The 26,680-nt window shown below is 65.4% G+C and carries 24 protein-coding genes and 1 pseudogene; 13 read left to right on the forward strand and 12 right to left on the reverse strand.

The window, feature by feature from the left end; genetic code table 11:
- Window positions 1–12: 12 nt before the first annotated feature.
- Window positions 13–1,074, reverse strand: coding sequence for a tRNA epoxyqueuosine(34) reductase QueG (gene queG, locus J8G26_RS06260; RefSeq protein ID WP_210568476.1), 1,062 nt, complete (start codon window positions 1,072–1,074; stop codon window positions 13–15).
- Between the two features lie 12 nt (window positions 1,075–1,086).
- Between queG and tsaE the strand changes: the two genes are divergently transcribed.
- From tsaE to J8G26_RS06280, 4 genes are all read left to right on the forward strand, one after another.
- A complete protein-coding gene (gene tsaE / locus J8G26_RS06265; protein WP_210568310.1) occupies window positions 1,087–1,629 on the forward strand; it encodes a tRNA (adenosine(37)-N6)-threonylcarbamoyltransferase complex ATPase subunit type 1 TsaE in 543 nt (180 codons plus the stop codon).
- Window positions 1,626–3,146 (forward strand): N-acetylmuramoyl-L-alanine amidase, encoded by a 1,521-nt coding sequence (locus J8G26_RS06270; RefSeq protein ID WP_210568311.1) that lies wholly within the window; start codon window positions 1,626–1,628, stop codon window positions 3,144–3,146. The genes tsaE and J8G26_RS06270 overlap by 4 nt, the downstream gene beginning before the upstream one ends.
- A gap of 35 nt (window positions 3,147–3,181) precedes the next feature.
- A complete protein-coding gene (locus J8G26_RS06275) occupies window positions 3,182–3,514 on the forward strand; it encodes a cupin domain-containing protein (protein WP_210568312.1) in 333 nt (110 codons plus the stop codon).
- Between the two features lie 360 nt (window positions 3,515–3,874).
- Window positions 3,875–4,114: a glycine zipper 2TM domain-containing protein gene (locus tag J8G26_RS06280; protein ID WP_087744530.1), complete on the forward strand. Its 240-nt coding sequence runs from the start codon at window positions 3,875–3,877 to the stop codon at window positions 4,112–4,114.
- A gap of 73 nt (window positions 4,115–4,187) precedes the next feature.
- Here the strand turns inward: J8G26_RS06280 and J8G26_RS06285 are convergent, their stop codons facing one another.
- Window positions 4,188–4,835: a DedA family protein gene (locus tag J8G26_RS06285; protein ID WP_210568313.1), complete on the reverse strand. Its 648-nt coding sequence runs from the start codon at window positions 4,833–4,835 to the stop codon at window positions 4,188–4,190.
- A 98-nt stretch (window positions 4,836–4,933) separates the two neighbouring features.
- Between J8G26_RS06285 and mutL the strand changes: the two genes are divergently transcribed.
- Entirely contained in the window at window positions 4,934–6,973 is a 2,040-nt protein-coding gene (gene mutL, locus J8G26_RS06290; RefSeq protein WP_210568314.1) for a DNA mismatch repair endonuclease MutL, read from the forward strand.
- Between the two features lie 67 nt (window positions 6,974–7,040).
- Here mutL and J8G26_RS06295 read toward each other — a convergent pair.
- A pseudogene (locus tag J8G26_RS06295) lies at window positions 7,041–7,232 on the reverse strand (glycerophosphodiester phosphodiesterase family protein); the annotation flags it as partial.
- A gap of 183 nt (window positions 7,233–7,415) precedes the next feature.
- Here J8G26_RS06295 and gdhA point away from each other — a divergent pair.
- From gdhA to J8G26_RS06320, 5 genes are all read left to right on the forward strand, one after another.
- On the forward strand, window positions 7,416–8,759 hold the full coding sequence (gene gdhA, locus J8G26_RS06300; protein WP_210568315.1) for an NADP-specific glutamate dehydrogenase: 1,344 nt from the start codon (window positions 7,416–7,418) through the stop codon (window positions 8,757–8,759).
- A 120-nt stretch (window positions 8,760–8,879) separates the two neighbouring features.
- Window positions 8,880–10,013, forward strand: a complete 1,134-nt coding sequence (locus tag J8G26_RS06305; protein WP_143218432.1) for a PilT/PilU family type 4a pilus ATPase — start codon at window positions 8,880–8,882, stop codon at window positions 10,011–10,013.
- 74 nt (window positions 10,014–10,087) lie between these two features.
- Entirely contained in the window at window positions 10,088–11,323 is a 1,236-nt protein-coding gene (locus J8G26_RS06310) for a multidrug effflux MFS transporter (protein ID WP_246881265.1), read from the forward strand.
- On the forward strand, window positions 11,320–12,312 hold the full coding sequence (gene miaA, locus J8G26_RS06315) for a tRNA (adenosine(37)-N6)-dimethylallyltransferase MiaA (RefSeq protein WP_210568316.1): 993 nt from the start codon (window positions 11,320–11,322) through the stop codon (window positions 12,310–12,312). The genes J8G26_RS06310 and miaA overlap by 4 nt, the downstream gene beginning before the upstream one ends.
- Complete coding sequence (locus J8G26_RS06320) at window positions 12,309–12,962, forward strand: ABC transporter ATP-binding protein (RefSeq protein WP_210568317.1); 654 nt, start codon at window positions 12,309–12,311, stop codon at window positions 12,960–12,962. The genes miaA and J8G26_RS06320 overlap by 4 nt, the downstream gene beginning before the upstream one ends.
- A 27-nt stretch (window positions 12,963–12,989) precedes the next feature.
- Here the strand turns inward: J8G26_RS06320 and J8G26_RS06325 are convergent, their stop codons facing one another.
- The gene (locus J8G26_RS06325; protein ID WP_087744515.1) at window positions 12,990–13,418 is read right to left on the reverse strand and encodes an Hsp20/alpha crystallin family protein; all 429 of its coding nucleotides are present in this window, start codon (window positions 13,416–13,418) and stop codon (window positions 12,990–12,992) included.
- A 166-nt stretch (window positions 13,419–13,584) separates the two neighbouring features.
- On the opposite strand from J8G26_RS06325, the gene J8G26_RS06330 reads away from it, so the two are divergent.
- Complete coding sequence (locus J8G26_RS06330; RefSeq protein WP_210568318.1) at window positions 13,585–16,245, forward strand: ABC transporter permease; 2,661 nt, start codon at window positions 13,585–13,587, stop codon at window positions 16,243–16,245.
- A 74-nt stretch (window positions 16,246–16,319) separates the two neighbouring features.
- Entirely contained in the window at window positions 16,320–17,519 is a 1,200-nt protein-coding gene (locus tag J8G26_RS06335) for a carotenoid 1,2-hydratase (protein ID WP_210568319.1), read from the forward strand.
- 39 nt (window positions 17,520–17,558) lie between these two features.
- Here J8G26_RS06335 and J8G26_RS06340 read toward each other — a convergent pair whose 3' ends face one another.
- From J8G26_RS06340 to J8G26_RS06360, 5 genes are read right to left on the reverse strand one after another with little or no spacing between them, the layout of a single operon-like run.
- Entirely contained in the window at window positions 17,559–18,554 is a 996-nt protein-coding gene (locus J8G26_RS06340; RefSeq protein WP_087744509.1) for a branched-chain amino acid ABC transporter permease, read from the reverse strand.
- Between the two features lie 12 nt (window positions 18,555–18,566).
- A complete protein-coding gene (locus J8G26_RS06345; protein WP_087744507.1) occupies window positions 18,567–19,451 on the reverse strand; it encodes a branched-chain amino acid ABC transporter permease in 885 nt (294 codons plus the stop codon).
- Window positions 19,452–19,486: 35 nt separating this feature from the next.
- Window positions 19,487–20,683 carry an ABC transporter substrate-binding protein gene (locus J8G26_RS06350; RefSeq protein ID WP_210568320.1) on the reverse strand — a complete coding sequence of 399 codons (1,197 nt, stop codon included), beginning with the start codon at window positions 20,681–20,683 and terminating at the stop codon, window positions 19,487–19,489.
- Between the two features lie 60 nt (window positions 20,684–20,743).
- Window positions 20,744–21,469: an ABC transporter ATP-binding protein gene (locus J8G26_RS06355; protein ID WP_210568321.1), complete on the reverse strand. Its 726-nt coding sequence runs from the start codon at window positions 21,467–21,469 to the stop codon at window positions 20,744–20,746.
- Between the two features lies 1 nt (window position 21,470).
- Window positions 21,471–22,241 (reverse strand): ABC transporter ATP-binding protein, encoded by a 771-nt coding sequence (locus J8G26_RS06360; RefSeq protein WP_086912966.1) that lies wholly within the window; start codon window positions 22,239–22,241, stop codon window positions 21,471–21,473.
- A 239-nt stretch (window positions 22,242–22,480) separates the two neighbouring features.
- Between J8G26_RS06360 and J8G26_RS06365 the strand changes: the two genes are divergently transcribed.
- Complete coding sequence (locus J8G26_RS06365; protein ID WP_210568322.1) at window positions 22,481–24,295, forward strand: ABC transporter transmembrane domain-containing protein; 1,815 nt, start codon at window positions 22,481–22,483, stop codon at window positions 24,293–24,295.
- Window positions 24,296–24,363: 68 nt separating this feature from the next.
- Here J8G26_RS06365 and J8G26_RS06370 read toward each other — a convergent pair whose 3' ends face one another.
- The 3 genes from J8G26_RS06370 to nuoN are packed head-to-tail and all read right to left on the reverse strand — an operon-like array spanning window position 24,364 to window position 26,677.
- On the reverse strand, window positions 24,364–24,834 hold the full coding sequence (locus J8G26_RS06370; protein WP_087744499.1) for a DUF1178 family protein: 471 nt from the start codon (window positions 24,832–24,834) through the stop codon (window positions 24,364–24,366).
- A 24-nt stretch (window positions 24,835–24,858) separates the two neighbouring features.
- A complete protein-coding gene (locus J8G26_RS06375; protein ID WP_087744497.1) occupies window positions 24,859–25,164 on the reverse strand; it encodes a DUF2818 family protein in 306 nt (101 codons plus the stop codon).
- A gap of 19 nt (window positions 25,165–25,183) precedes the next feature.
- Window positions 25,184–26,677: an NADH-quinone oxidoreductase subunit NuoN gene (gene nuoN / locus J8G26_RS06380; protein ID WP_210568323.1), complete on the reverse strand. Its 1,494-nt coding sequence runs from the start codon at window positions 26,675–26,677 to the stop codon at window positions 25,184–25,186.
- Between the last annotated feature and the right edge of the window lie 3 nt (window positions 26,678–26,680).

Raw genomic sequence — 26,680 nt, forward strand, 5'->3', positions numbered from 1 at the left:
CAGAGCCACTTTTCACTCCAAATCAAGCGCCCACGTCACATGCTCGCGCACCAGCGCACTGGCGTCCTCGGCGCGGGACTGCAGCGCCGCGCGCACCCCGGCATCGCCCGTGGCACGCAGCGCATTGCCCAGCGCCACCGCGACGTTGCGCAGCCAGCGTTCATGCCCGATGCGGCGGATGGGGCCGCCCTCGGTCATGCGCAAAAAGGTGGCCTCGTCCCAGGCAAACAGGTGCACCAGCTGCTGGCCCGCCAGCCCCTTGCGCTCGTCAAAATCCGGCAGGCGGCTGACCTGCGCAAACTTGTTCCAGGGGCAGATCAGCTGGCAATCGTCGCAGCCATAGATGCGGTTGCCCATCAGCGGGCGCAGCTCCAGCGGAATCGGCCCGGCGTGCTCGATGGTCAGGTACGAGATGCAGCGCCGCGCATCCAGCCGGTGCAGCGCGATGATGGCCTGCGTGGGGCACACGTCCATGCAGGCGCTGCAACTGCCGCAGTGCGCCGTGACGGGCTCGCTGGGCGGCAGGGCCATGTCCACGTAGATCTCGCCCAGGAAAAACATCGAGCCCGCTTCGCGATTGAGCACCAGCGTGTGCTTGCCGCGCCAGCCCTGGCCGCTGCGCGCGGCCAGTTCGGCCTCCAGCACCGGCGCCGAATCGGTGAACACGCGGTGGCCAAAAGGCCCCACGGCCGCGCCAATGCGGTCGCTGAGCTTTTGCAGGCGCGCGCGCAGCACCTTGTGGTAGTCGCGCCCCCGCGCATAGACCGACACAATGCCCTCTTGCGGGCGCGCAAGGCGGGCAAACTCGACGGCCTGCCAACCGCCTTGTGCCTGCTGGGGCGCTGGTGTAAGAGTGTCGCGCGGCAAATAATCCATGCGCGCGGTAATCACGCTCACGGTGCCCGGCACCAGCTCGGCCGGGCGGGCACGCTTGAGGCCATGCGCAGCCATGTAATGCATGTCGCCATGGAACCCTTGGGCCAGCCACTGCATCAACCCCGGCTCGGCGGCAGACAAATCCACCCCCGCCACGCCAATTTGGGAAAATCCCAGTTCACGGGCCCACTCCCGCATTTGAGGAACGAGTTGACTGTTGCACCACATATCGGCCGGATTGTAGAAACCTCCGCCCCACAAGCGCCTGCCGACAGCGCCCGCGTGCTGACCTGGCACAGCGAGGACGACACGGCGGCGTTTGCCAGCGCCTTGGCCGCACAGCCCCTGCTGGCCAATGCCTTCCTCACGCTGCATGGCGACCTGGGCGCCGGCAAGACCACGTTGGTGCGCCACCTGCTGCGTGCACTGGGCGTGCAGGGCCGCATCAAAAGCCCCACGTATGCCGTGGTCGAGCCGCACGAGGCGCCGGGCCTACCCCCCCACGCCACGACGGTGTGGCACTTCGACTTCTACCGCTTTGACGACCCGCGCGAATGGGAAGACGCGGGTTTCAGGGATATTTTTGCCAGCCCGGGCCTCAAGCTGGCAGAATGGCCCGAGAAGGCTGCAGCGCTTACCCCGTCTGCTGACCTTGCTATACACATTGAAGCAATTGACGAAACCGAAAGGCAAGTCACGCTGCTTGCCCACACGCCCCTGGGCCGCAGCCTGCTGCAAGGAATGACCGCATGACACCCGCCCCAGACCAGCCACGGCACGCAACACCGTCCGCAACGCCGTCCGCACCCTCGCGCCGCACCCTGCTGCAGGCCGGCAGCCTGGTGTTGCTGCTGGGCGCGCAGCAGATTGCGCGGGGTGCCACCATTCTGGCGGTGCGCGTGTGGCCGGCGCCCGAGTATTCGCGCGTCACCATCGAATCCGACGGGCAACTCACCACCAAGCCATTTTTTGTCACCACCCCGCCGCGCCTGGCGGTGGACATCGAAGGCATCGACCTCAGCCCCGAGCTGCGCGAACTGGTGGCCAAGGTCAAGGCCGATGACCCCAACATTGCGGGCATCCGCGTCGGCCAGAACACGCCGGGCGTGGTGCGCCTGGTGATCGATCTCAAACAGGCCGCCAAGCCCCAGGTGTTCACGCTGGCGCCCGTGGCCGCCTATGGCCACCGGCTGGTGCTCGACCTGTACCCCGCCGAGCCCGTGGACCCGCTGGAAGCCCTGATTGCCGAGCGCCTGCGTGATGCGCCCACAGCGCCCACAGCCACCACCACCGCCCCCCCTTCACCCACCGTGGCCCCAACGCCTGCCAGCACCGTGGCGGGCGCGCCGCCAACGGCCACGGCCGCCCGGCCACCCGCCGACAAAGACCCGCTGGGCGAGCTGATGGCCCAGCGCGCCACACGCGCGCTGCCGCCCGAGGCCCCGCAGGCCGTACCCGCCCCGGCAGCAGTCGCCACCGCCGCCGCGGCACAGGCACAGCCCCCCGCACGCAGCCCGGCCAGCCCCCGGGCCACAGCCACCCAAACCGACCGCATCATCATCGTGGCGCTGGACCCCGGCCATGGCGGCGAAGACCCCGGCGCCATCGGCCCCGGTGGCACCCGCGAGAAAGACGTGGTGCTGCGCGTCGCCCACCTGCTGCGCGACCGCATCAACGCCACCACCGTGGGCGGCAACCCCATGCGCGCCTACCTCACGCGCGACGGCGATTTTTTCGTGCCGCTGGGCACCCGCGTCGAGAAGGCGCGGCGCGTGCAGGCCGACCTGTTTGTCAGCATCCATGCCGACGCCTTCACCACACCCGCCGCGCGCGGCGCCAGCGTGTTTGCGCTCAGTCAAAGTGGCGCCTCCAGCACGGCGGCGCGCTGGCTGGCAAACAAGGAGAACCAGGCCGATCTGGTGGGCGGCATCAACGTGCAGTCAAAAGACCAGCATGTGCAGCGCGCCCTGCTCGACATGAGCACCACCGCGCAGATCAACGACAGCCTCAAGCTTGGCACGGTGCTGCTCGGCGAGATCGGCAATGTGGGCAAGCTGCACAAGCCGCGCGTGGAGCAGGCCGGCTTTGCCGTGCTCAAGGCCCCCGACATCCCCAGCGTGCTGGTCGAAACCGCCTTCATCAGCAACCCCGAGGAAGAAGCGCGCCTGCGCAGCACCGCCTACCAGGTGCAACTGGCGGATGCGCTGATGCGCGGCATCACACGCTATTTCGCCAAGAACCCGCCGCTGGCGCGCAGCCGGTCGGTGTAGGGATGATCCGTTGACCAGGCTGCACAGGAGACCCCATGGCACTTACCCACACCCCTTCTGGTCAGGTCGTCAGTGTGCTGCCCCTTGGCGACCGCCTGGCACAGGCCACCACCAGCGCCCTCCTCAAGGCGGGCCAGCTGGAAGTCATGCGCGTGGTGCTGCCCGCCGGCAAGCGCATGCGCGAGCACCAGACCCCCGGTGAAGTGACCGTGCAGTGCATTGAAGGCACGGTGGAATTCAAGGCCGGCGGGGCCACGCACCTGCTGCGTGCGGGCGACCTGGTGCACCTGCAGCCACGGGCATTGCACGCGCTGACGGCCGTGGAAGACGCCTCGCTGCTGGTCACCATCTGCCTGGCGCCGGGCTGAGAGGCTGAGAGTCTTTCATCCATGCCCGCCTTGCACGCCAAAACACACCGGCTCGTCGTTGCAAATACTCGCCATAGCCCGAGCTATGGCTGTGTTTTGCGCCTAGACCCGGCGCGTTTTGACGCGCCTTTCGGGCACGGCCGAAAAACGCTCAGCCTCTGAGCGCCAACGCGCCCCACGGGGCCCTGGGCCGGGCGCGCCCTGCTCGCCTCTCTGCCTTCTGTCCTACGCCGGCTGGCCGGTGCTTCCTACAGCGCCCCATGCGATAGCGCGCGATAGTGGACCTGTGCCCCGTGGCGGCCCTGACTGCGTTGCCAGTCCCGGTCGTGCCACACACCATCCAGCCAAAGGACTCCTACCATGAACATCCGTCTTACCGTTATCGCCTCTGTCATTTGCGCCGCCACCCTGGCCCTGGGCGGCTGCGCCTCCAATCCTTCCAATGCCCAGATCGGGACCGGCGTGGGCGCCGTGGTGGGCGGGGTTGCCGGCAATGCCGTGCTCGGCGGCACGCTGGGCACCGTGGGGGGCGCCGCAGCCGGCGCCCTTATCGGCAATGAAATCGGCAAAGACCGCGATCAAAGCCAGCCCCGCCGTTAAGCCATCGGCTTGAAAAGAAAAAAGCGTGCCTGGCGCGGAATCACTCCGCGCCAGGCACGCTTTTTTTTACTGTTCAGGCCGCGTTGGCCTTGCGGCTGGCGCGCCAGGCGCCAAACGCCGCGATCAGGCCGGGAATCAAGACCAGCGCCAAAATGATCTGGCCCAGGTTTTCCTTCACCCAGGCAAAGTTGCCAAAGAAATACCCGGTGGAGCAGAGCCCCAGCACCCACAGCAAGGCCCCGCCCACATTGAAGGCAGTGAACTTGCCCCGCCCCATCTGCGCCACACCGGCCACGAACGGCGCAAAGGTGCGAATGAACGGCATGAAGCGCGCAATCACGACGGTGATGCCGCCATAGCGCTCGTAAAAATCATGGGCCTGGTTGAACGCACGGCGGTTGAACCAGCGCGAGTCTTCCCACTGGAACACCTTGGGGCCGAAATGCCGGCCGATCGAATAGTTGCACTGGTCGCCCAGGATCGCCGCCGCAATCAGCACGGCGCAGGCCAGCGGAAAACTCATCATCCCGGCCCCGCACAGCGCGCCCACAATGAACAGCAGCGAGTCGCCCGGCAAAAACGGCATGACCACCACGCCGGTTTCCACAAACACAATCAAAAACAACAAGGCATACACCCAGGCCCCATAGCTGGCGACAAAGGCTTCGAGGTATTTGTCGACATGCAGGATGAAGTCGATCAGAAAGGTCACTAATTCCATGGGGGGGTTCCGGCAAGACAAAGGCAGCGTGCATTATCCCCACCGGCCCGCGTCGGCCCGCGCGATGCCCCTTCTCGCCCCCGCCCTAAAATCGCGCGGTGAACGACGCCTTGACCTCCCCACCGCCCCGCCGCCCCATCCGCGACCTGCCCGACGAGCTCATCAGCCAGATCGCCGCCGGCGAAGTGGTGGAACGCCCCGCCTCCGTGGTGCGCGAACTGGTGGACAACGCGCTCGACTCCGGCGCCACACAGATCACCGTGCGCCTGCTGGCCGGCGGCGTGCGGCTGATCGCCGTGGAAGACGACGGCTGCGGCATTCCGCACGATGAGCTGCCCATCGCCCTGCGCCGCCACGCCACCAGCAAGATCACCAGCCTGAACGACCTGGAAACCGTGGCCACCATGGGTTTTCGGGGCGAGGCGCTGGCGGCCATCGGCTCGGTGTCGGAAATGGCGCTGCTGTCACGCCCCGCGCACCAGACTGGCGCCTTCCTGCTGGATGCCCGCAGCGGCGAGCTGCGCCCGGCGGCGCGCGGCACCGGCACCACGGTGGAGGTGAAAGAGCTGTTTTTTTCCACCCCGGCGCGCCGCAAGTTCTTGAAGACCGACGCCACCGAGCTGGCCCACTGCATTGAATCGGTGCGCCGCCATGCGCTGGCGCGGCCCGATGTGGGCTTTGCCATCTGGCACGAGGGCAAGCTGGTCGAGCAATGGCGCGCCACCTTTGTGCCCGGCGATGCCAACATGCAGGACGCCCTGGCGCGCCGCCTGGCCGATGTGCTGGGCGAAGATTTTGTGGCGCAATCCGTGGCCGTGCAGCACCGCGCCGGGCCCGTCACCGTGACCGGCCGTGCGGGCCTGCCCGACGCCGCCCGCTCGCGCGCCGACCAGCAATACTGCTATGTCAACGGCCGCTTCGTGCGCGACAAGGTGCTCACGCACGCGGCGCGCAGCGCCTACGAAGACGTGCTGCACGGCCACAAGCAGCCCGTGTATGCGCTGTATGTCGAGATCGACCCGGCGCGCGTGGACGTGAACGTGCACCCCACCAAGATCGAAGTGCGCTTTCGCGACAGCCGCGAGGTGCACCAGGCCGTGCGCCACGCGGTCGAAAACGCACTGGCGGCACCGCGCGCCGCCGCACTGGCCGCCGCCGCTGCCACCCCTGCGCAGACCGAGTTAGGCACAGAAGATTTCAAGCCAAAACAGCCTCTAGCGCAGATGTGGAAAGCGCAAGCAGCTATCAAATTTGAAGAGCGCGGCCACCATGTGGCGGACCTTCAGGCACTGTGGGGCCACACGGCAATGCCTGCAACGCCGCCGACAGAGCCCCAGTGGGCACCCCATGCGCCCGCAGCGGCGTGGATGCACGCAGCGGCATCCACCGCCCCGCCTGCAAACACTGGCGGCCCAGACGGCACCCCGGCGAGCGCCGCAGCAACCCAGGCGACAGGCAGCCACACCGAGGCCACCTGGCCCTTGGGCCGCGATGGCAATGCAACCGCTTGGCCCCTGGGCCGCGATGGCAACGAAACCGCTTGGCCCCTGGGCCGCGCGGTGGCCCAGCTGCATGGCGTGTACATCCTGGCCGAAAACGCGCAGGGGCTGGTGATCGTGGACATGCATGCCGCCCACGAGCGCATCGTCTACGAGCGCCTCAAGGCCCAGGTGGACAGCGGCGCGCGCATTGCCAGCCAGCCGCTGCTGATACCCGCCACGTTTGCCGCCACGCCCGAAGAAGTGGCCACCGCCGAAGAATCCGCCGAGGTGCTGGCCACGCTGGGCCTGGAAGTGGTGCCCTTCTCGCCCAAGACCCTGGCGGTGCGCGCCGTGCCCACCACACTGGCCACAGCGTCAGGTTTTGGCGACGCCGTGGAACTGGCCCGCAGCGTGCTGGCCGAGCTGGCCGCCCACGACGCCAGCACCGTGGTGCAGCGCGCGCGCAATGAGATTTTGGGCACCATGGCCTGCCACGGCGCGGTGCGCGCCAACCGCAAGCTCACCATCGACGAGATGAACGCCCTGCTGCGGCAGATGGAAACCACCGATCGCTCAGACCAGTGCAACCACGGCCGCCCCACCTGGCGCCAGCTCTCGATGAAAGAGCTGGACGCGCTGTTCCTGCGCGGACGATAGTCGGCCACGACACAAAGAGAAAGGCCCGCAATGCGGGCCTTTCTCTTGATCTTCCACCGAAAACAGCTCAGTTGTCGCGCGCGGCCTTGGCGTTGTCCGGGAAATCGCTGAACACTCCATCCACACCCAGGTTGTAGAACAGCTTGTATTCGGCCTTGGGGTCGCCCTTGAAGTCCGATGCCAGGCGCTTGGCCTCGCTGCGGAAGGTGTAGGGGTGCACCATCAGGCCGGCGGCGTGGGCGTCTTTGACCACGTTGGTGGGCGCCATCGCGCAACATGCACGCGCACCAAAACAGATCACCAACACGCACCAAAAACTGGCATTTCGCATGAACAATGCCCCACCATCGTGCGCAGTTATGCATGAGCACATGTCTTTTTGACATAATTCGGGGCCGCAACGCCGCATTCTTCGTTTTTTTGCACAGAAAGTCTCTTTTCCATGAAGTACGAGTCCGTCGACAGCTTCCTCGCGCAGGTCGCACAGCGCAACCCTGGCCAACCTGAGTTTCTGCAGGCTGTCACCGAAGTCATGGAAAGCCTGTGGCCCTTCATCGAAAAGCACCCCCGCTACGCCGAGCACGGCCTGCTGGAGCGGCTGGTGGAGCCCGAGCGCGTGGTGATGTTCCGCGTGTCGTGGGTGGACGACCATGGCGCCGTGCAAGTCAACCGCGGCTACCGCATCCAGCACAGCATGGCCATTGGCCCCTACAAGGGCGGCCTGCGCTTTCACCCCTCGGTGAACCTGTCGGTGCTCAAGTTCCTGGGGTTCGAACAGACCTTCAAGAACGCGCTGACCACGCTGCCCATGGGCGGCGGCAAGGGCGGCTCCGATTTCGACCCCAAGGGCAAGAGCCCCGGCGAAGTCATGCGCTTTTGCCAGGCCTTTGTGTCGGAGCTGTTCCGCCATGTGGGCGCCGACACCGATGTGCCAGCCGGTGACATTGGCGTGGGTGGCCGCGAGGTGGGCTACATGGCCGGCATGTACAAGAAGCTCAGCAACCGCGCCGACTGCGTGTTCACGGGCAAGGGCCTGTCGTTTGGCGGCTCGCTGATCCGCCCTGAGGCCACCGGCTACGGCACGGTGTACTTTGCGCAAGAGATGCTCAAGACCCGCGGCCAGTCGTTTGATGGCAAGACGGTGTCGGTGTCCGGTTCGGGCAACGTGGCGCAATACGCCGTGGAAAAGGCCATGTCCCTGGGTGCCAAGGTGGTGTCGGTGTCCGACTCCAGTGGCACGGTGTACGACAAGGACGGTTTCACGCCCGAAAAGCTGGCCATCCTGATGGAAGTGAAGAACCACAAATACGGCCGTGTCAACGACTACGCCCAGCTGGTGGGCGCAGAGTTCAAGGCCGGCAAGACGCCATGGCATATCCCCGCGGACGTGGCCCTGCCCTGCGCCACGCAAAACGAGCTCAACGCCGCAGATGCCGCCACCCTGATCAAGAACGGCGTGCTGTGCGTGGCCGAAGGCGCCAACATGCCTTCCACCATCGAAGCGGCCAAGGCGTTTGAAGCCGCTGGCGTGCTGTACGCACCCGGCAAGGCATCGAATGCCGGTGGCGTGGCCACCTCGGGCCTGGAAATGAGCCAGAACGCGGCCCGCCTGTGCTGGCCCGCCGAAGAAGTGGACGCCCGCCTGCTGCAGATCATGCAAGGCATCCATGCCGCCTGCCTGAAATACGGGCAGCGCGCCGACGGCACGGTCAGCTACATCGACGGCGCCAACATCGCCGGCTTTGTGAAGGTGGCCGACGCCATGCTGGCACAGGGCGTGGTGTAAGCCACCCACGCGCATTCGCGCACCCAACCCAAGGGGCTTCGGCCCCTTTTTTATTGCTCGGGGGTGATGGCAGGCTATGCTCCCATTCGATACAAATTGCCACAAGTCACGGGATTCACAGTGGAAATATTCAGCTTTCTGAACGCCATGGTCGAAAAGGGCGGTTCCGACCTGTTCTTCAGCGTGGGTGCGCCCGTCAACCTCAAGATTGAGGGCGTCACGCATCCGCTGAAAATGCCTGCGCTGCACCCCGGGCAGGTCAAGCAGCTGGCCTATTCGGTCATGAACGAAAAGCAGATCAGCGAGTTCGAGGCCAGGATGGAGATGAACCTCTCCATCTCGGCCGAAAACCTGGGGCGCTTTCGGGTGAATGTGTTTGTGCAGCGTGGCGAAACCGGCATGGTGATTCGCTACATCAAGAACAAGATTCCGCCGCTGGCCGCGCTGGGCCTGCCGCCGATCCTTGAAAAACTCGTGCTGCGCAAGCGCGGGCTGGTGCTGGTGACCGGGGCCACCGGTTCGGGCAAGTCCACCACACTGGCCTCGATGATCAACTACCGCAATGAAAACGTGACGGGGCACATTCTCACCATCGAAGACCCGCTGGAGTTTCTGCATGCCCACAAGCGTTCGGTGGTGGACCAGCGCGAAGTCGGCATCGACACCCTGTCGTACGAAGAGGCGCTCAAGAATGCGCTGCGCGAGGCGCCCGACGTGATCATGATCGGCGAGATCCGCGACCGCAACACCATGAAGCAGGCCATTGCCTATGCGGAAACCGGCCACCTGTGCCTGTCCACGCTGCACGCCAACAATGCCAACCAGGCGATGGAACGCGTCATCAACTTCTTCCCCGAAGACGCCCACCACCAGCTGCTCATCGACCTGAGCCTGAACCTGGCGGGCGTGGTGTCGCAGCGGCTCATTCCGGGGCTGCACGAAAAGCTGGTGCCCGCGGTCGAGGTGATGCTCAACTCGCCCTACATCTCCGACCTGATTGCCAAGGGCGAGTTCTCGGGCATCAAGGAGACCATGGGGCGCAGCACCGAAATCGGCATGTGCACCTTCGACCAGGCGCTGTATGCGCTCTACACGGATGGACGGATTTCGCTGGAAGAGGCCCTGCACAATGCCGATTCGCGCACCGACCTGGCGCTGCGGGTGCGGCTGGCTGCTGGCGTAAACACATCGGACGCGGGGGAGTTGTCCATCGACACGTCCACACCCTTCCAGTCGGCGTCGCGCCTGTCCTGAGCACGCCATCCGGCGGTGTGCGCCGGGGCCTGGCAAGGCTCTGGCCCGCCCTGGCATCTGATACCCTCCCGCGCATGTCTGACGCTTCCACTGCCCCGGCACGCACGGGCGCTGCGGCCATGCCGGCCTGGCTGGTCATTGCGCTGCTGGCGCTGCTGCTGGGCCTGCAGCCGGTCACCACCGATCTGTATCTGCCCGCGCTGCCTACCCTCAAGGCGCAACTGCAGGCCAGCATGGCGCAATCGCAGCTCACGCTCACGGCGTTGCTGCTGGCGTTTGGCTGCTCGCAACTGGTGTGGGGGCCGCTGTCGGACCGCTGGGGGCGCCGCCCCATCCTGCTGGCGGGGCTGGTGGCCTATGTGCTGGCGGCGCTGGGCTGTGCCCTGGCGCAATCGATGGAAGCGCTGATCTTCTGGCGCGCCGTGCAGGGCGCCGCCATGGGCGCCGGCGTGATGGGCGCGCGCGCCGTGGTGCGCGACCTGTATGCCCCGGCGGAAGGAGCGCATGCCATGTCGCGCGCCCTCACGGGCCTGGGCATCATTGCCTGCCTGAGCCCACCGCTGGGCGGCCTGCTGGCGGGCCACCTGGGCTGGCGCGCCACCATGGCGGCGCTGGGCTGCTTTGGCGGTGTGGCGCTGCTGCTGATTTTGCTGCGCTTTGAAGAAACCCTGGCCCGCCCCAACCCGCTGGCGCTGCGCCCCGCGCACCTGCTGCGCACCTGGGCGCAGATCCTGCGCCACCCCACATTTCTGGCTTTTTCGGCCATCACCACCTTCACCTATGCGGGCCTGTTCACCTACCTGGCGGCCTCGTCGTTCACTTTCATCCAGGTGCTGGGCTGGAGCCCCACGGCCTATGGCTTGCTGCTGTCGTGCAATGCGGCGATGTACATCACCGGCACCTTTTTGTGCCGGCGGCTGCTGGTGCGCTGGGGCCTGCGCCGCAGCATGGCGCTGGCCGGCCTGCTGAGTGCCACGGGCGGCACGCTGATGGGCGTGGCGGCACTCGCCGGCGTGCAAAGCGGCTGGGCCTATGCCCTGCCCTTTCTGCTGTTCCAGATGGCGCACGGCATCCACATGCCCTGCGGCCAGAGCGGTGCCGTGGGCCCGTTCCCCCAGGCGGCCGGAACCGCCGCCGCGCTGAACGGCTTTGTCATGATGCTGGTGGCGTTTGGCATGGGCCAATGGCTGGGCCAGCGCATGGACGGCACGGTGCTGCCACTCGCCCTGGGCGTGTGGTTCTGGAGCCTGTGCCTCGCCCTCACCGCCTGGACGCTGGTGCAAAAATTCGGCGGGCCCGCCAAGGCATGAACACCCCCCTGCCCACCATCGCCATCGCGGGGCCCACGGCCTCGGGCAAGACAGCCGGCGCCCTGGCATTGGCCGCCGTGCTGGCGCCGCGCCTGCCGGTCGAGATCATCAGCGTGGATTCGGCCCTGGTGTACCGGGGCATGGACATTGGCACGGCCAAGCCCACGCGCGCCGAGCTGGCCGCCGTGCCGCACCACCTGATCGACATCCGCGACCCGCTGCAGGCCTACAGCGCCGCCGAGTTCGTGCAGGATGCCGAGCGGCTCATTGGCGAGATCCGCGCGCGCGGCGCCCTGCCGCTGCTGGTGGGCGGCACCATGCTGTATTTCAAGGCTCTGTTCGACGGCATCGACGACATGCCCCCCGCCGACCCCGCCGTGCGCGAGCGTCTGGAAGCCCAGGCCGCGCAGATCGGCTGGCCCGCGATGCACGCCGAGCTGGCCCGCGTGGACCCCGCCACCGCCGCCCGCCTGGCGCCCGCCGACAGCCAGCGCATCCAGCGCGCGCTGGAGGTGTGGCATGTCTCCGGCCAGCCCATCTCGCACTTTCACACGTCAAAAAAGAGAGCTACTAACGTAGATCCCATAAGCGCCACCACCCTTTTTTCCTTGGAACCTGACGACCGCGCCTGGCTGCACGAGCGCATCGCCCTACGCTTTGACGCCATGCTGGCGCAAGGCTTTGTGGACGAAGTGCGCCAGTTGCGCGCGCGCGGCGACCTGCACCCCGACCTGCCCTCGATGCGCTGCGTGGGCTACCGCCAAGCCTGGGAAGCACTCGATGCCCAGGCAGCGGCAGGCCCCGGGGCGCCGCTCGACCTGGCCGGCCTGCGCGAGCGCGGCATGGCCGCCACGCGCCAGCTTGCCAAGCGCCAGATCACCTGGCTGCGCAGCATGCCCCAGCGCCACGCTATTGCCTGCGACCCGCCCGATGCCACCGCGCGCCTGGTGCAGGCGGTGCTGCAGCGCCTGGAGGGCACCGCGCCATGAGCGGCCCGCTGCGCGTCGAGGCGCTGGCCAAGCACTACGGCGGCACGCCGGTGTTTGCCAACGTGCAGTTCACGGTGCAGCCGGGCGAATTCGTGGCCATCGTGGGCGACTCGGGCGTGGGCAAATCCACCCTGCTCAACTGCCTGGCGGGGCTGGACCGGTGGGATGCCGGGCGCATCGTGCACGGCGACACCGATCTGGCGCCGCTCGACGAAACCCAGCGCGCCCTGTGGCGGCGCGCCCATGTGGGGTTTGTGTTCCAGGCCTTCCATGTGTTGCCCCACCTGGACGTGGCGCAAAACGTGGCCTTGCCACTGATGCTGCTGGGCCGCACCGAGCCCGATCGGGTGCAGCAGATGCTGGCGGCCGTGGGCCTGGCCGACCTGGGCGAGCGCCTGCCGCAGCAACTGAGCGGCGGCCAGCTGCAGCGCGTGGCCATTGCCCGCGCCCTGGTGCACCGCCCCGCCCTGCTGCTGGCCGACGAGCCCACCGGCAACCTCGACCCCGGCACGGCCGCGCGCGTGATGGACCTGCTGCTCGCGCAAACGCGCGAGCACGGCGCCTCGCTGGTGCTGGTCACGCACTCCGACGCCGCCGCCGCGCGCGCCGACCGGCGGTTGCGGCTCACGGCCGAGGGCATCGCCGGCTGAGCACGCGGCCGGGCCAGCCACAGTCAGCTATTCAATGCTGAGCCGCTGCGCGCTGCCGCCCTGCTTCTTGGGCAGCGTGAGCGTGAGCACGCCGTTGTCGTATTTGGCCTTGGCCTGGGCGGCGTCCACATCGACGGGCAACTGGAAGCTGCGCGCCACCGAGCCGAAATAGCGCTCGGAGCGCAGCACCTTCTCGCCCTCGGTCTTTTGGTCATGCTGGCGCACCTCGGCGCGCAGGCTGACCACATTGCCTTCGATCGAGACCTGGATGTCTTCCTTGGGCACGCCCGGCACCTCGGCATGCACGGTGTAGCCGCCATCGGTTTCCTTCACGTCCACCTTGATCTGCGCGGGCGATGGAACGCCTTCGCCATGCAGTGGGCGCACATAAAAACCGGGGGCGATGTCCTTGAAGAAGTCATCAAACAAACTGCCACGGGTAACCAGAGAATTCATGGTGAAGCTCCTGAACGTGAGGGTTGGACAACCGGGCCGGCAAGGAAGCGCTGGCCCCGTTCCAAAAATACGACCGGCTTGGCCCGATTTCAAGGGCCGCACCGGCTGCGTTTGATCTGCATCAACCGCCTTACCTCGCCTGGCGCCGCGCCCCCACAATCGGGCCATGCTTGCTCTGCTTCGCACCTTCTCCTGGCAGGAGCTGCGCCACCACCCCTGGCGCAGCGCCGCGGCGGTGGCCGCCGTGATGCTGGGCGTTGCGCTGGCGTTTGCCGTGCAGGTGATCAACAGCTCGGCCCTGGACGAGTTTTCGCAGGCCGTGCGCGCGGTCAACGGCCAGCCCGATCTGGAGCTGCGCGCCATGCAGGGCCCGCTGCCCGAAGCGCTGTACGGGCCACTGGCCAACCACCCCCAGGTGCTGCGCGCCAGCCCGTGGCTGGAGCTTTCCACGCTGGCCCAGGTGGACCCATCGGAGGCCACGCCGCCGGGCACCGCACCCACGCCCGCACCCGCCCGCGTGGTGCTGCGGGTGGTGGGCGCGGATGCGCTGCTGCTGCCGGCCGTGGCGCCCGCGCTCATGCCGCGCGCCTTTGCATCCAGCGAGCGACTGGCCATGCTGGCGCCGGCCACGGTGTTTCTCAACGCGGCGGCCTTGCAGGCGCTGGGCCTGGCGACGGATGGCCGTGGCGCGGCCACGCTGCGGCTGCACACCGGCCTGCCGACTTCGACTTCAACATCCACATCGCACCGGGTGCGCGTGGCCGGCACCGTGGCCGCGGGCGGCGCGCCGCTGGCCGTGATGGACATCGGCGCTGCGCAAGACCTGTGGGGCCAGGCGGGGCGCCTGACCCGCATCGATCTGCAACTGCAACCGGGCACCGACCGCGCCGCATTCCGGCAGGCGCTGCAGTCACTGCCCGGCTGGCCCGCCAACGCCATGCTGGCCGAGCCTGGCGATGCCGTGCAGCGCATCGGCAACCTGTCGCGCGCCTACCGCGTCAACCTCACGGTGCTGGCGCTGGTGGCGCTGTTCACGGGGGCATTTCTGGTGTTTTCGGTGCTGGCCCTCAGCGTGGCGCAGCGCGCGCCCCAGTTTGCGCTGCTGGCCGTGCTGGGCGCCACGCCGCGCCAGCGCCTGGCGCTGGTGCTGGTCGAGTCGGCCGTGCTGGGGCTGGTCGGCAGTGCCGCCGGCATTGCGCTGGGCACGGCGCTGGCGGCCACCGCATTGCAACTGCTCGGTGGCGACCTGGGTGGTGGCTACTTTGCCGGTGTGCAACCAGCGCTGCAATGGAGCGGCCCGGCAGCGCTGCTCTATGGCGCGCTGGGTGTTGCCGCCGCGCTTGTGGGCGGGTGGTGGCCCGCCCAGTCGGCCCGCCATCTGCCGCCAGCGCAAACACTCAAGGGACTGGGCGCCGCAACCAGTGCCGAGACGGGCGCTACCACTGGTATTGTTTTGATAGCTTGCGGCGTTTTACTGGCAAGCGCCCCTCCCCTATTCGACATTCCTTTGGCCGCCTACTTCGCGATTGGCTTACTGCTGGTGGGCGGCATTGCGCTGCTGCCCTGGGGCATGGCCTGGCTGCTGCAGCGCCTGCGCCCGCTGGTAGTCGGCCGCCTGCTGCTGGTGCTGCCGCTGGAGCGCGCGCGCCGCATGCGCGGCACGGCTGCCATCGCCGTGGGCGGCGTGGTGGCCAGCCTGAGCCTGGCCGTGGCGCTGACGGTGATGGTGGCCAGCTTTCGCGGCTCGGTCACCGAATGGCTTGATGTGGTGCTGCCGTCCCCGCTGTATGTGCGCTCGGCCCTGAGCGCGGCGGGGGGCGAGGCGGCCTTGTTGCCGCCCGGGTTCGACCTGGCCGTGGCGCAGCTGCCCGGTGTGGCCCGCGTGCAGCCCCTGCGCGCCAGCCCGCTGCAGCTGGATGCCACGCGCCCCGCACTCACGCTGCTGAGCCGCCCGCTGGCCAGCGACCCGGCCCGTTCGTTGCCCCTGGTGGGCGCGGCGCTGCCGGTGCCCGCAGGCCGCATGGGCATCTACATCAGCGAAGCGGTGGTGGACCTGTATGGCCTGCAGCCCGGCATGGACTGGCCTGCGCTTTCAAGGTCTTTCAGCCCGATAGCCCAGGAAGGACAAGCGCAACCAGCTATATTTTTTATAGCGGGCGTATGGCGCGACTATGTGCGCCAGTCAGGCGCCGTGGCCATGGACCGCGCCGACTACCTGCGCCTGACGGGCGACACACGCGCCAGCGACCTGGCGCTGTGGCCACGCGATGGCACCGATCTGGCGCAGCTGCAGCAGGCGATTCGTGCGCTGGCCGAGCCCGGTGCGGCAACCGACACAGCAACAGGTGCGGGCGCAGCCGGGCTGGAGTTTGTGTCGTCCGGCGCCATCCGCGAGCGCTCATTGCGCATCTTCGACCGCAGTTTTGCCGTCACCTACTGGCTGCAGGCCGTGGCCATTGGCATCGGCCTGTTTGGCGTGGCAGCCAGCTTCAGCGCGCAGGTGCTGGCGCGGCGCAAAGAGTTCGGCCTGCTGGCGCACCTGGGCCTGACCCGCCGGCAGATCCTGGCCGTGGTGGCCGGCGAAGGCGCGGCATGGACCGGCGTGGGCGCGGCGGTGGGCGTGCTGCTGGGCCTGGCCGTGGCCTGGGTGCTGGTGCATGTGGTCAATCCGCAGAGCTTTCACTGGACCATGGAGCTGCGCGTGCCCGCCGCCCGCCTGCTGGCACTGTGCGCCGCCGTGGTGGCCTCGGGCACCCTCACCGCCTGGCTGGCGGGCCGGGCGGCAGCGGGGCAGGATGCGGTACTGGCGGTGAAGGAAGACTGGTAGCGGCAGCCCGGAGGCCCCCTCAGCCCCTCGGCCCGGTCCGTCGGCGACGCAGCCATTGGGACACAATCGGCGCCATGACTGCGCAGCCACCCTCTTTCGCCCCCCACGGTGCGGCCTGCGGCCTGGCCCTCTGCACCCGCCGCCAATGGCTGGCGCTGACGCTGGGAGCGGGGGCGACGCTGGCGCAGGCGCTGCCCGCGCGGGCGCTCGACTTTCCGCGCGACCATGGCAGCCACCCCGATCTGCACACCGAATGGTGGTACCTCACGGGCCATGCGCAGGCCGCGGGCCGCCTGTGGGGGTTTCAGGTGACGTTCTTTCGTTCGCGCGTGGACGCCACGCAAGGCCTGCGGTCGGCCTTTGCGGCCAAGCAGTTGCTGTTCGCCCACGCGGCCCTGACCGACGTCAAAGGCCAGCGCCTGCACCACGACCAGCGCATTGCCCGCGCCGGCTTTGGCGTGGTGCAGGCCAGCGAGGCCGACACGGCCGTCCGGCTGCGCGACTGGTCGCTCACCAGGACCGCGCTGCCCACCAGCACCCGGCGTGCCGCACCCGACAGCAGCGCCGGTCCAGGCCCGGCCACTACGGGCAGCCGATACGCCGCGCGGGTCGAGGGCGATGGCTTCGGGCTCGACCTGCAATGCGATACCGCCCAGCCACCGCTGCTGCAGGGCCGCCAGGGCCTGTCCCGCAAAGGCCCCGAAACCAGCCAGGCGAGCTACTACTACAGCCAGCCGCAACTGGCGGTGAGCGGCAGCATTGTGCTGAATGGACGGCGCATGGCCATCGAAAGCGGCAGCACCGCAAGCGGCAGCACGGCCAACCGCGCCTGGCTGGACCATGAATGGAGCGACGCGCTGATGCACCCCGAGGCCGTAGGCTGGGACTGGATTGGCATGAACCTCCACGATGGCGGCGCGCTCACGGCGTTTCGCTTGCGGCGCGCCGATGGCTCAACGCTGTGGACGGGTGGCTCGTTCCGCCCGGCGCGCCAGCAGACCCAGGTATTTGCCGACAACACCGTGGTGTTTGCCGCACAACGCCACTGGAGCAGCCCCTTGAGCGGCGCCCGCTATCCGGTGCAGTGGCAGGTGACAACCTCCGCTGGCCAGTTTGGTGTGCATGCGCTGCTGGACGACCAGGAGCTCGACAGCAGCAGCTCTACCGGGGCGATTTACTGGGAAGGCCTGTCCGAGTTGCGCAATGGCGCGGGCGAAACAGTTGGCCGGGGCTATCTGGAAATGACGGGATACAAAAAGCCGCTGCGCCTGTGACGCAGCGGCCTTTACAAAGCGCGCAAGAAAACGTGAAACTCAGCCCTTGCTGCCGGCCTTGCGGCGGGCCAGCCAGGCAATGATTTCACCCATGATGCCGCGGCGGAATGCCAGCACGCAGACCACAAAAATCAGGCCTGTCACCATGGTCACCGACTCACCCAGAGTGTTGAACCACTCCACGCTGGTCAGCGTGGCCAGAAAACCGCCAATCTCGCCCAGCTTGTTCTCCAGCAACACCACCACGGCCGAACCCACCAGCGGGCCCGACAAGGTGCCCAGGCCGCCCACCAGCGTCATCAGCACGACGTGGCCCGATGCCGACCAGTGCACATCGCTGAGTGTGGCAAACCCCAGCACCAAGGTTTTAAGCGAGCCGGCCAGCCCCGACAGCGCAGCCGACAGCACGAAAGCCAGCAGCTTGAAGCGATTGGTGTCGTAGCCCAGCGAAATGGCACGCGGCTCGTTTTCCTTGATGGCCTTGAGCACCTGGCCATAGGGCGAGTGCACGGTGCGCACGATCAGCAAAAACGCCGCCACCACCACGATAAACACCACGTAGTACATGGCCATGTCGTTCTGCAGATCCAAAACGCCAAACAGCTTGCCGCGGGGTACGCCTTGCAGCCCGTCTTCACCGCCAGTAAAGGGCATCTGCAGGCAGATGAAAAACAGCATCTGTGCCAGGGCCAGCGTGATCATCGTGGAGTAGATGCCGGTGCGGCGGATGGCAAAGAAACCCACCACCAGACCCAGCAAGGCGCCGCTGGCCGTGCCCAGCAGCAGGCCTATTTCGGGCGTAAAGCCCCACACCTTCATGGACTGGCCCGCCACGTAGGCCGAGCCCCCCAAAAAGGCAGCATGGCCGAAAGACAACATGCCGGTGTAGCCCAGCAGCAGGTTGAAGGCCGCAGCGAACAGCGCGAAGCACATCAGCTTCATCACGAATACCGGGTAGGCACCCAGCAACGGCGCCACCAGCAGGCCAATGAACAACAGGCCGTAGCCAAAAGCAGTAAGGTTCTTGGAATTCATGTGAGCAGCCCCTTATTTTTCTTTGCCGAACAGGCCGGCGGGGCGAATCAGGAGAACGATGACCATGATGACGAACACCACGGTCGAGGATGCTTCGGGATAGAACACCTTGGTGAATCCTTCGACGATGCCCAGGCCCAGCCCGGTCAGGATGGAACCCATGATGGAACCCATGCCACCGATCACCACCACGGCAAACACGACGATGATGAGGTTCTGACCCATCAGCGGGGACACCTGGTACACCGGCGCGGCCAGCACACCGGCAAAGGCCGCCAGACCGGCACCAAACGCATAGGTCAGCGTGATCATCAGCGGCACGTTGACGCCAAACGCCTCCACCAGGCGCGGGTTCTCGGTGCCCGCACGCAGGTAGGCGCCCAGCTTGGTCTTCTCGATCACGTACCAGGTGGCAATGCACACCGTGATGGAAGCCACCACCACCCAGGCACGGTAGTTGGGCATGATCATGAAGCCCAGGTTGGTGGCCCCTTCGAGCAGCTCGGGCGTGTCATAACCCAGGCCCGAAACGCCATAGATCGAGCGAAAGATCCCCTCGATCAGCAGCGTCAGGCCCAGTGTCAGCAGCAGGCCATACAGATGGTCCAGCTTGTAGATCCAGCGCAGCAGCAGCCTCTCGATCAAAACCCCGAACACCCCCACCACCAGCGGCGCCAGCACCAGCATCAACCAGTAGTTGATGCCAAAGTAGTTCATGGCCATCCAGGTAATCACGGCCCCCATCATGAACAGCGCACCGTGCGCAAAGTTGATGACGTTGAGCAGGCCGAAGATCACGGCCAGCCCGAGGCTGAGGATTGCGTAAAACGAGCCATTGACCAGCCCCAACAGGAGCTGGCTCAAAAGGCCCGGCAATGAGACACCAAAAATTTCCATGGCAGGCGGCAGAGGGTGAGGGTCAGGTCAGGAGCTTATTTCCACAGAGCGCACTTGCTCTCGGCCTTGGTCGTGAAGATCTGGTCGCCCGGAATCTTTTTGACGACCTTGAAGTAATCCCAAGGCTTGGTCGACTCCGAGGGCTTCTTCACTTGCAGCAGGTACATGTCGTGCACATAGCGGCCATCCGGGCGCAGCGTGCCGGAGGCGTAGAAGTCATTCATCGGCATGGCGCGCCACGCGGCCATGACCTTGTCGGCGTCCACACTCTTGGCTGCCTGAACGGCCTTGAGGTAATTCATGGTGGCCGAGTAATCAGCCGCCTGAATCGAAGTGGGCATGCGCTTGGTCTTGTCGAAGAAACGCTTGCCGAACTTGCGGGTCTCGTCGTTCAGGTCCCAATACCAGCTGCTGGTGAATTGCAGGCCTTCGGTGTTCTTGAGACCCAGGCTGTGGATGTCGGTAATGAACAGCAGCAGGCCCGCCATCTTCATGGTCTTGTCAATGCCGAACTCCTTGGCGGCCTTGATGGCGTTGATGGTGTCGCCACCCGCATTGGCCAGACCGAGAATTTGTGCCTTGGAGTTTTGTGCCTGCAACAGGAACGACGAAAAATCTGATGCATTGAGCGGGTGACGGACAGAGCCCGCAACCGTTCCGCCCTTGGCCTTGACGGCGGCAGAGGTGTCCGCTTCGAGTGCCTGACCAAAGGCATAGTCAGCTGTCAGGAAAAACCAGCTCTTGCCGCCCGCATCCACAATGGCCGAGCCGGTGCCGCGGGCCAGCGCCACGGTGTCGTAGGCGTAGTGCACGGTGTAGGGGGTGCATTGCTCATTGGTCAGGGCCGATGAGCCGGCGCCACTGTTGACATAGACACGCTTCTTTTCCGCAGCCACCTTGGCGGCAGCCAGCGCCGTGCCCGAGTTGGTGCCACCGAACAGCATGGTCACGCCCTGTGTGTCGATCCATTCGCGCGCCTTGGAGGCGGCGATGTCGGCCTTGTTCTGGTGGTCCGCGCTGATCAATTCGACCGGCATGCCCAGCACCTTGCCGCCAAAGTCGTCGATGGCCATCTGAATCGCCACGGCACCGTTCTTGCCCTCCACGTCGGCATACAGGCTGGACATGTCGGTGATGAAACCGATCTTGACTTTGTCCTGCGCGTGGACGGCCGAAGTGGCCAGGCCTGCGGCGCCCAGCATCAGTGCCAGCGCTTTGAGTTTGTTTTTCATGAATGTCTCCTGTTGTGGTGAGGGGGATTGCAAAAACACGGGGCTGAGCGGCCTGACCGCTCAAACGCCGAGAAGGTCAGTAAGCACCGGCATCTTTTCTTCCAGCTCGCTGGCGCCGAATTTCTCGACGATGCGACCGTGCTCCATCACATAAAAGCGATCGGCCAGCGGCGCAGCAAAGCGGAAGTTCTGCTCGACCATGACCACCGTATAGCCACGCTCACGCAGCATGATGATCATGCGGGCCAGTGCCTGCACGATGACGGGTGCCAAGCCTTCCGAGATTTCGTCGAGCAGCAGCAGCTTGGCGCCGGTGCGCAGGATGCGCGCCACGGCCAGCATCTGCTGCTCGCCACCCGACAGGCGCGTGCCCTGGCTGTTGCGGCGCTCTGCCAGGTTGGGGAACATGGCGTAAATTTCATCGATCGACATGCCCTGCGCGTCGGTCTTGAGGACCGGTGGGAGCAGCAGGTTTTCTTCGCACGACAGACTGGCAAAAATACCGCGCTCTTCCGGGCAATAACCCACGCCCAGGTGCGCGATGCGGTGCGTTGGCATGTGGATGGTTTCCACACCATTGATCTTGACGGAGCCCTTGCGTGCGCCAGTGAGGCCCATGACGGCACGCATGGTGGTCGTGCGCCCGGCGCCGTTGCGCCCGAGCAAGGTCACCACTTCGCCGGGCTGCACCACGATGTCCACGCCGTGCAGCACATGCGACTCGCCATACCAGGCTTGCAGGTTGCGAATTTCCAGCGCGGGGGTTTTGGAGGCAGAGGTAGCCATGTCAGTGGGCTCCCTGCAGTTGGCCGTCGGTCGTGCCCATGTAGGCTTCCATCACTTGGGGGTTGTTCGATACTTCGGCGTAAGGCCCTTCGGCCAGCACGGCGCCACGCTGCAGCACGGTGATGCAATCGGCAATGGTGGATACCACTTTCATGTTGTGCTCCACCATCAGGATGGTCCGGCCGGCCGACACTTTCTTGATGAGCTGCGTGACACGGTCCACGTCCTCGTGGCCCATGCCCTGTGTAGGTTCGTCGAGCAGCATGAGCTCGGGCTCCATGGCCAGCGTGGTGGCAATTTCGAGGGCGCGCTTGCGGCCATAGGGCAGATTCACTGTGAGCTCGTCAGCCAGGTCTTCCAGACCCACTTCGGTGAGCAGCTCCATGGCCCGTGCATCGAGCTGGCGCAGGCTACGCTCGCTGCGCCAGAAGTGAAACGCCGTGCCCAGCTTGCGCTGCAGCCCGATGCGCACGTTTTCCAGCAGCGTCAGGTGCGGAAACACCGCCGAAATCTGGAACGAGCGGATCACGCCACGTCGTGCGATTTCTGCGGGCTTCTCGCGGGTGATGTCCTGGCCGTTGAAACGGATCGACCCCGAGGTCGGCTCCAAAAACTTGGTCAGCAAGTTGAAGCAAGTGGTTTTGCCGGCGCCATTGGGCCCGATCAGGGCGTGGATAGAGCCGCGGCGCACCGACAAGGTCACATTGCTGACCGCGGTGAAGCCTTTGAACTCTTTGGTCAGGCTTTGGGTTTCAAGAATGACGTCGCTCATTGCGCCTTGATCGCTCCATGGGGATGCTGAGGAAAGAGCCTTGCCACAAGGTCTCGGTGGGTGCGTTTTGTTGCAATGCATCGTAAGTGCCGCGATAGGGGCCAGATACTGGGACAAATGCCTATGTATAAATGCCTACGTAAGAACGATTCCTTTCTCGCTGCGCCACTGCGTCCGGCAAGTCGGAATGCGCGCAAGCCGACGGTGCATGCACTTCAGTGGACGCCTACACTGCCCTGATGACAAAAAACCACTCCCAGGCCGCGCAGGGCTCACCCCACTCGCTGACCGGTCTGCTTCTTTTTCTCAGGCCCTACCGCGCCCGCATTGCCTTGTCTGTTGTCTTTCTGGTGCTGGCCGCTGCGGCCACGCTGGCCTTTCCCCTGGCGTTACGCAATCTGATCGATGCTGGTCTGATGGCGTCCAATCAAGGTAGCCAGGCGATGGCACTGCGCGGGCATTTTCAGGCGCTGTTTGCCGTCGCCATTGCACTCGGGGGTTTTTCGGCAGCACGCTTTTATATGGTGAGCTGGCTGGGAGAGCGCGTTACTGCCGACCTGCGCAACGCCGTGTACTGCCATGTGCTGCAGCAAAGTCCGCAGTTTTTTGAAACCACGCAGACCGGCGAGGTTTTGTCACGCCTCACGGCAGACACCACCCTGGTACAGACGGTGGTGGGCTCATCGTTCTCCATGGGGCTGCGCAATGCGGTCATGGGCATCGGTGCCCTGGCCATGCTGGTGTGGACCAACCCCTATGTCATGGCGGTGGTGCTGCTTGCAGTGGTACTGGTGGTGGTGCCCACGATGTGGATTGGACGGCGCGTGCGGCGCCTCTCGCGCGACAGCCAGGACCGCGTGGCTGACTCGAGTGCCATTGCCGCCGAGGTGCTGAATGCCGTTCCAGTGGTGCAGAGCTATACGGCAGAGAAGCGGGAATCCCTGCGTTTCGCCCAGGCCACCGAAAGCGCTTTTCAGACCGCCGTGCGCCGCACGCGAGCGCGCGCGTTTCTCGTGGCGTTCATCATCAGTGCCAACGCCGGTTTGCTGCTGTGGGGGCTTTACCGGGGCACACAGGCGGTTCTGGCGGGCCAAATGACGGCGGGCCACCTGGGGCAGACCGTGGTGTATGTCATCTTGCTGGCGGGCGCAGTGGCGGTGCTGGGAGAGGTCTACGGCGACCTGTTGCGCGCCGCGGGCGCCACGGAGCGGCTGATGGAGCTGATCGCGGGCGAATCCCCCGTGAAAGAACCGGAGCACCCCAAGCCGCTGCCAACGGGCGACCAGGGCCTGAAGGTGGATTTTGAAGGGGTGAATTTTCACTATCCCTCCAGACCCGATCATTCGGCCCTGCACGACTTCACGCTCCACCTCGAACCGGGTGAAACGGTTGCCCTGGTAGGTGCCAGTGGAGCAGGAAAGACCACGGTGTTCCAGTTGCTCCAGCGCTTCTATGACATCGACCAGCGTCCCGACGCAGCAACGCGCGGCCGCATTGCAGTCAACGGCGTGGACATACGGCAACTGGCGCTCAAGGAATTGCGCGCCAATATTGGCACCGTGCCGCAGGACGCCGTGATCTTCTCGGCGTCGGCTTTGGACAATATCCGCTACGGCCGCCCCGATGCCACCAAAGAAGATGTGATCGCCGCAGCCCGGGCAGCCTTCGCCCACGACTTCATTGAAGCACTGCCCCAAGGGTATTTGACCTTTTTGGGAGAGAGCGGCGTTCGCCTATCTGGCGGACAGCGCCAACGCATCTCGATTGCACGCGCAATGCTGAAGAATCCGCCCTTGCTGCTACTGGACGAAGCCACGAGTGCACCGGATGCGGAGAGCGAGCGCATGGTGCAGGCCGCACTGGAGATAGCCATGCAGCGCCACACTGGCCGCAGAACCACCCTGGTCATTGCGCATCGACTGGCGACGGTGCAGAACGCAGACCGGATCGTGGTGCTGGAAAACGGACGTATCGTCGAACAGGGAACCCATGCCGTGCTGCTCACCCAGGGCGGCGTCTATGCCCGCCTGGCAGCATTGCAATTCACAGCATGACCGTTGCTGCGCATCGCCTGCCGCGCAGTCCACGTCACCTGCGCGGCGAGTCCAGCCGGGCACGTTGCTTACTGCAAGGTTTCCTTGGCTGCCTCGGGCAACAGAAGTGGCAGCACTGCAATGCCTTCGTCGAGCAACTGCATGGTTTCTTCAGCCGACGCCCGCCCTCGTATGGCCCGCTGCTCTGCCTCGCCATGGTGGATGCGCCTAGCTTCCTGAGCAAACTGTGGGCCCACGTCCTCTGTAGTGGCCAACACCTTGCGCGCCAGCGACAACCATGCTGCCTGCTGATCCACACCCGACGCTTGCGTTGTGCTGTTGACTGAAGGCAACGGCGCAACCGGTGCAGACGACTCTGAGGCGGGTTGCCGTGCACCCAGGTTCAACCGTGGCGCACTCAGTCTTTTGGAGATGTGGACGTCGGCGCACAAGGGGCATTGCACCAGCGCATCGCGCAACTGCCCCTGAAAATCGTCTTCCGAGGCGAACCATCCCTCAAATACATGGCCCTGCCGACAATGCAGGTCAAGCACCTTCATGACGGAAACCTCGGCAAAGCCACGTCAACCGTGGCGACGCAGCAGATAGCGGTAGACAAAACCCGGAAAAGCCAGCGTAAGGAACAAGGTGCCCGTGACAGCATAGAACTCCCAACCCTGTGGAGCAATTTGCCCGGCACGCCGCTCCAGCAGGAGCGCCATGGCCCCCACCAGCAGGTACAGCACTACCAGCTCCACGAGCCGAACCAACAGGGCCTTCTTTGGCTGGGCCAACGGACCAATGGCCATCAACCGATGGTTGATGAAGGGAAGATTGGCCGCAATAAACGCGGCCACGATGACGAGCCAGATCGACCCAGTTTGAGACACAGAAATATTTGGATGGAGTTCAGGTGGCCAGGGCTCGCACGATGGCATCTGCACACAGCGCCATCAAGCCACCGGGCAACAAACCCAACACCAGCACCAGCGCGCCATTGACGGTCAACACCACCCGGACATCCAGGGGCGCTGACACACTGGTTGCGGTCAGGGGGGCATCAAAATACATCACCTTCACCACGCGCAGATAGTAGAACGCACCGATCAGGGACATGATGACCGCAAACACGGCCAGTGCAATATAAAGCCCTTGTCCCGATGCCATCAAGGCCTGCAAAACCGACAGCTTGGCATAAAACCCTACCAGCGGCGGAATGCCGGCCAAGGAGAACAAGCAAACAGCCATCACGCCTGCATACAAAGGACTGCGCTGATTGAGACCTGCCAAATCGGCGATCTCTTCGCTTTCAAAGCCTTCGCGGGCCAGCAGCAAAATCACGCCAAACGCGGCCAGGGTGGTCAGGACATAGCTCACCACATAAAACATGGCAGAGCTGTAGGCGCTTTCCACCGCAGCGGCATCCACATTGCCGTTGATCACACCCGACAACAGGCCCAGCAAGACAAAACCCATTTGCGAAATGGTGGAATAAGCCAGCATGCGCTTGAGATTGGTCTGTGCAATGGCGGCCAGGTTACCCACCAGCAGCGAGCCAATGGCCAGCACTGCCAGCATCTGCTGCCAATCAATCGCCAGCGGCAACAAGCCATCCACCAGCAGACGAATGGTGATTGCAAATGCGGCGAGCTTGGGGGCGCCACCGATCATCAGCGTGACGGCCGTAGGTGCACCTTGGTAGACATCAGGAATCCACATGTGAAATGGCACCACGCCGAGCTTGAAAGCCAGGCCGGCGACCACAAACACCAGCCCGAACACCAGCACCTGGTGCCGGATCTGGCCAGAATTGACGGCCTTGAACACTTGCCCGATGTCCAGCGAACCCGTTGCACCGTACAACATCGACAGGCCATACAGCAAGAAACCGCTGGCCATGGCACCCAGCACGAAATACTTCATAGCGGCTTCCGTGGCCGTTGCGTTGTCGCGGCGCAAGGCCACCAGGGTGTAGCTGGACAAGGTCAGCAGCTCCAGGCCCAGGTAGAGCACCAGAAAATTGTTGCCGGAGATCATGATGAACATGCCCAACAACGCCAGCATCGACAGCGTGAACAACTCACCGCCCCGCAACATGCCGCGGTCGGCCGCATAAGGGCGCCCGTAAACCAGAGTGACCATCACGGCCACGGTAGCAAAGCATTTGAGCCAGTTGCCCATGGCATCACTGACCACCATGTTGCCAAAACCGTAGAACGTGTTTCCGCTGCTGGCATACACCCCCTGCAGCACAGCCACCACGCCCAGCGTGAGCATGGTGAGCACGTAGGTGCCGGTACGGCGCGGACTGTGGACCCCCAGGTCCACCAGCATGATCACGCAGGCCATGGCCAACAGCACGATCTCAGGGTAAATGGCAAGCCAGCTGATGTTGTCAATCATCTC

Origin of the sequence: Acidovorax sp. JG5 (genome assembly GCF_017939685.1) — a bacterium.
Classification (GTDB): Bacteria; Pseudomonadota; Gammaproteobacteria; order Burkholderiales; family Burkholderiaceae_C; genus Acidovorax.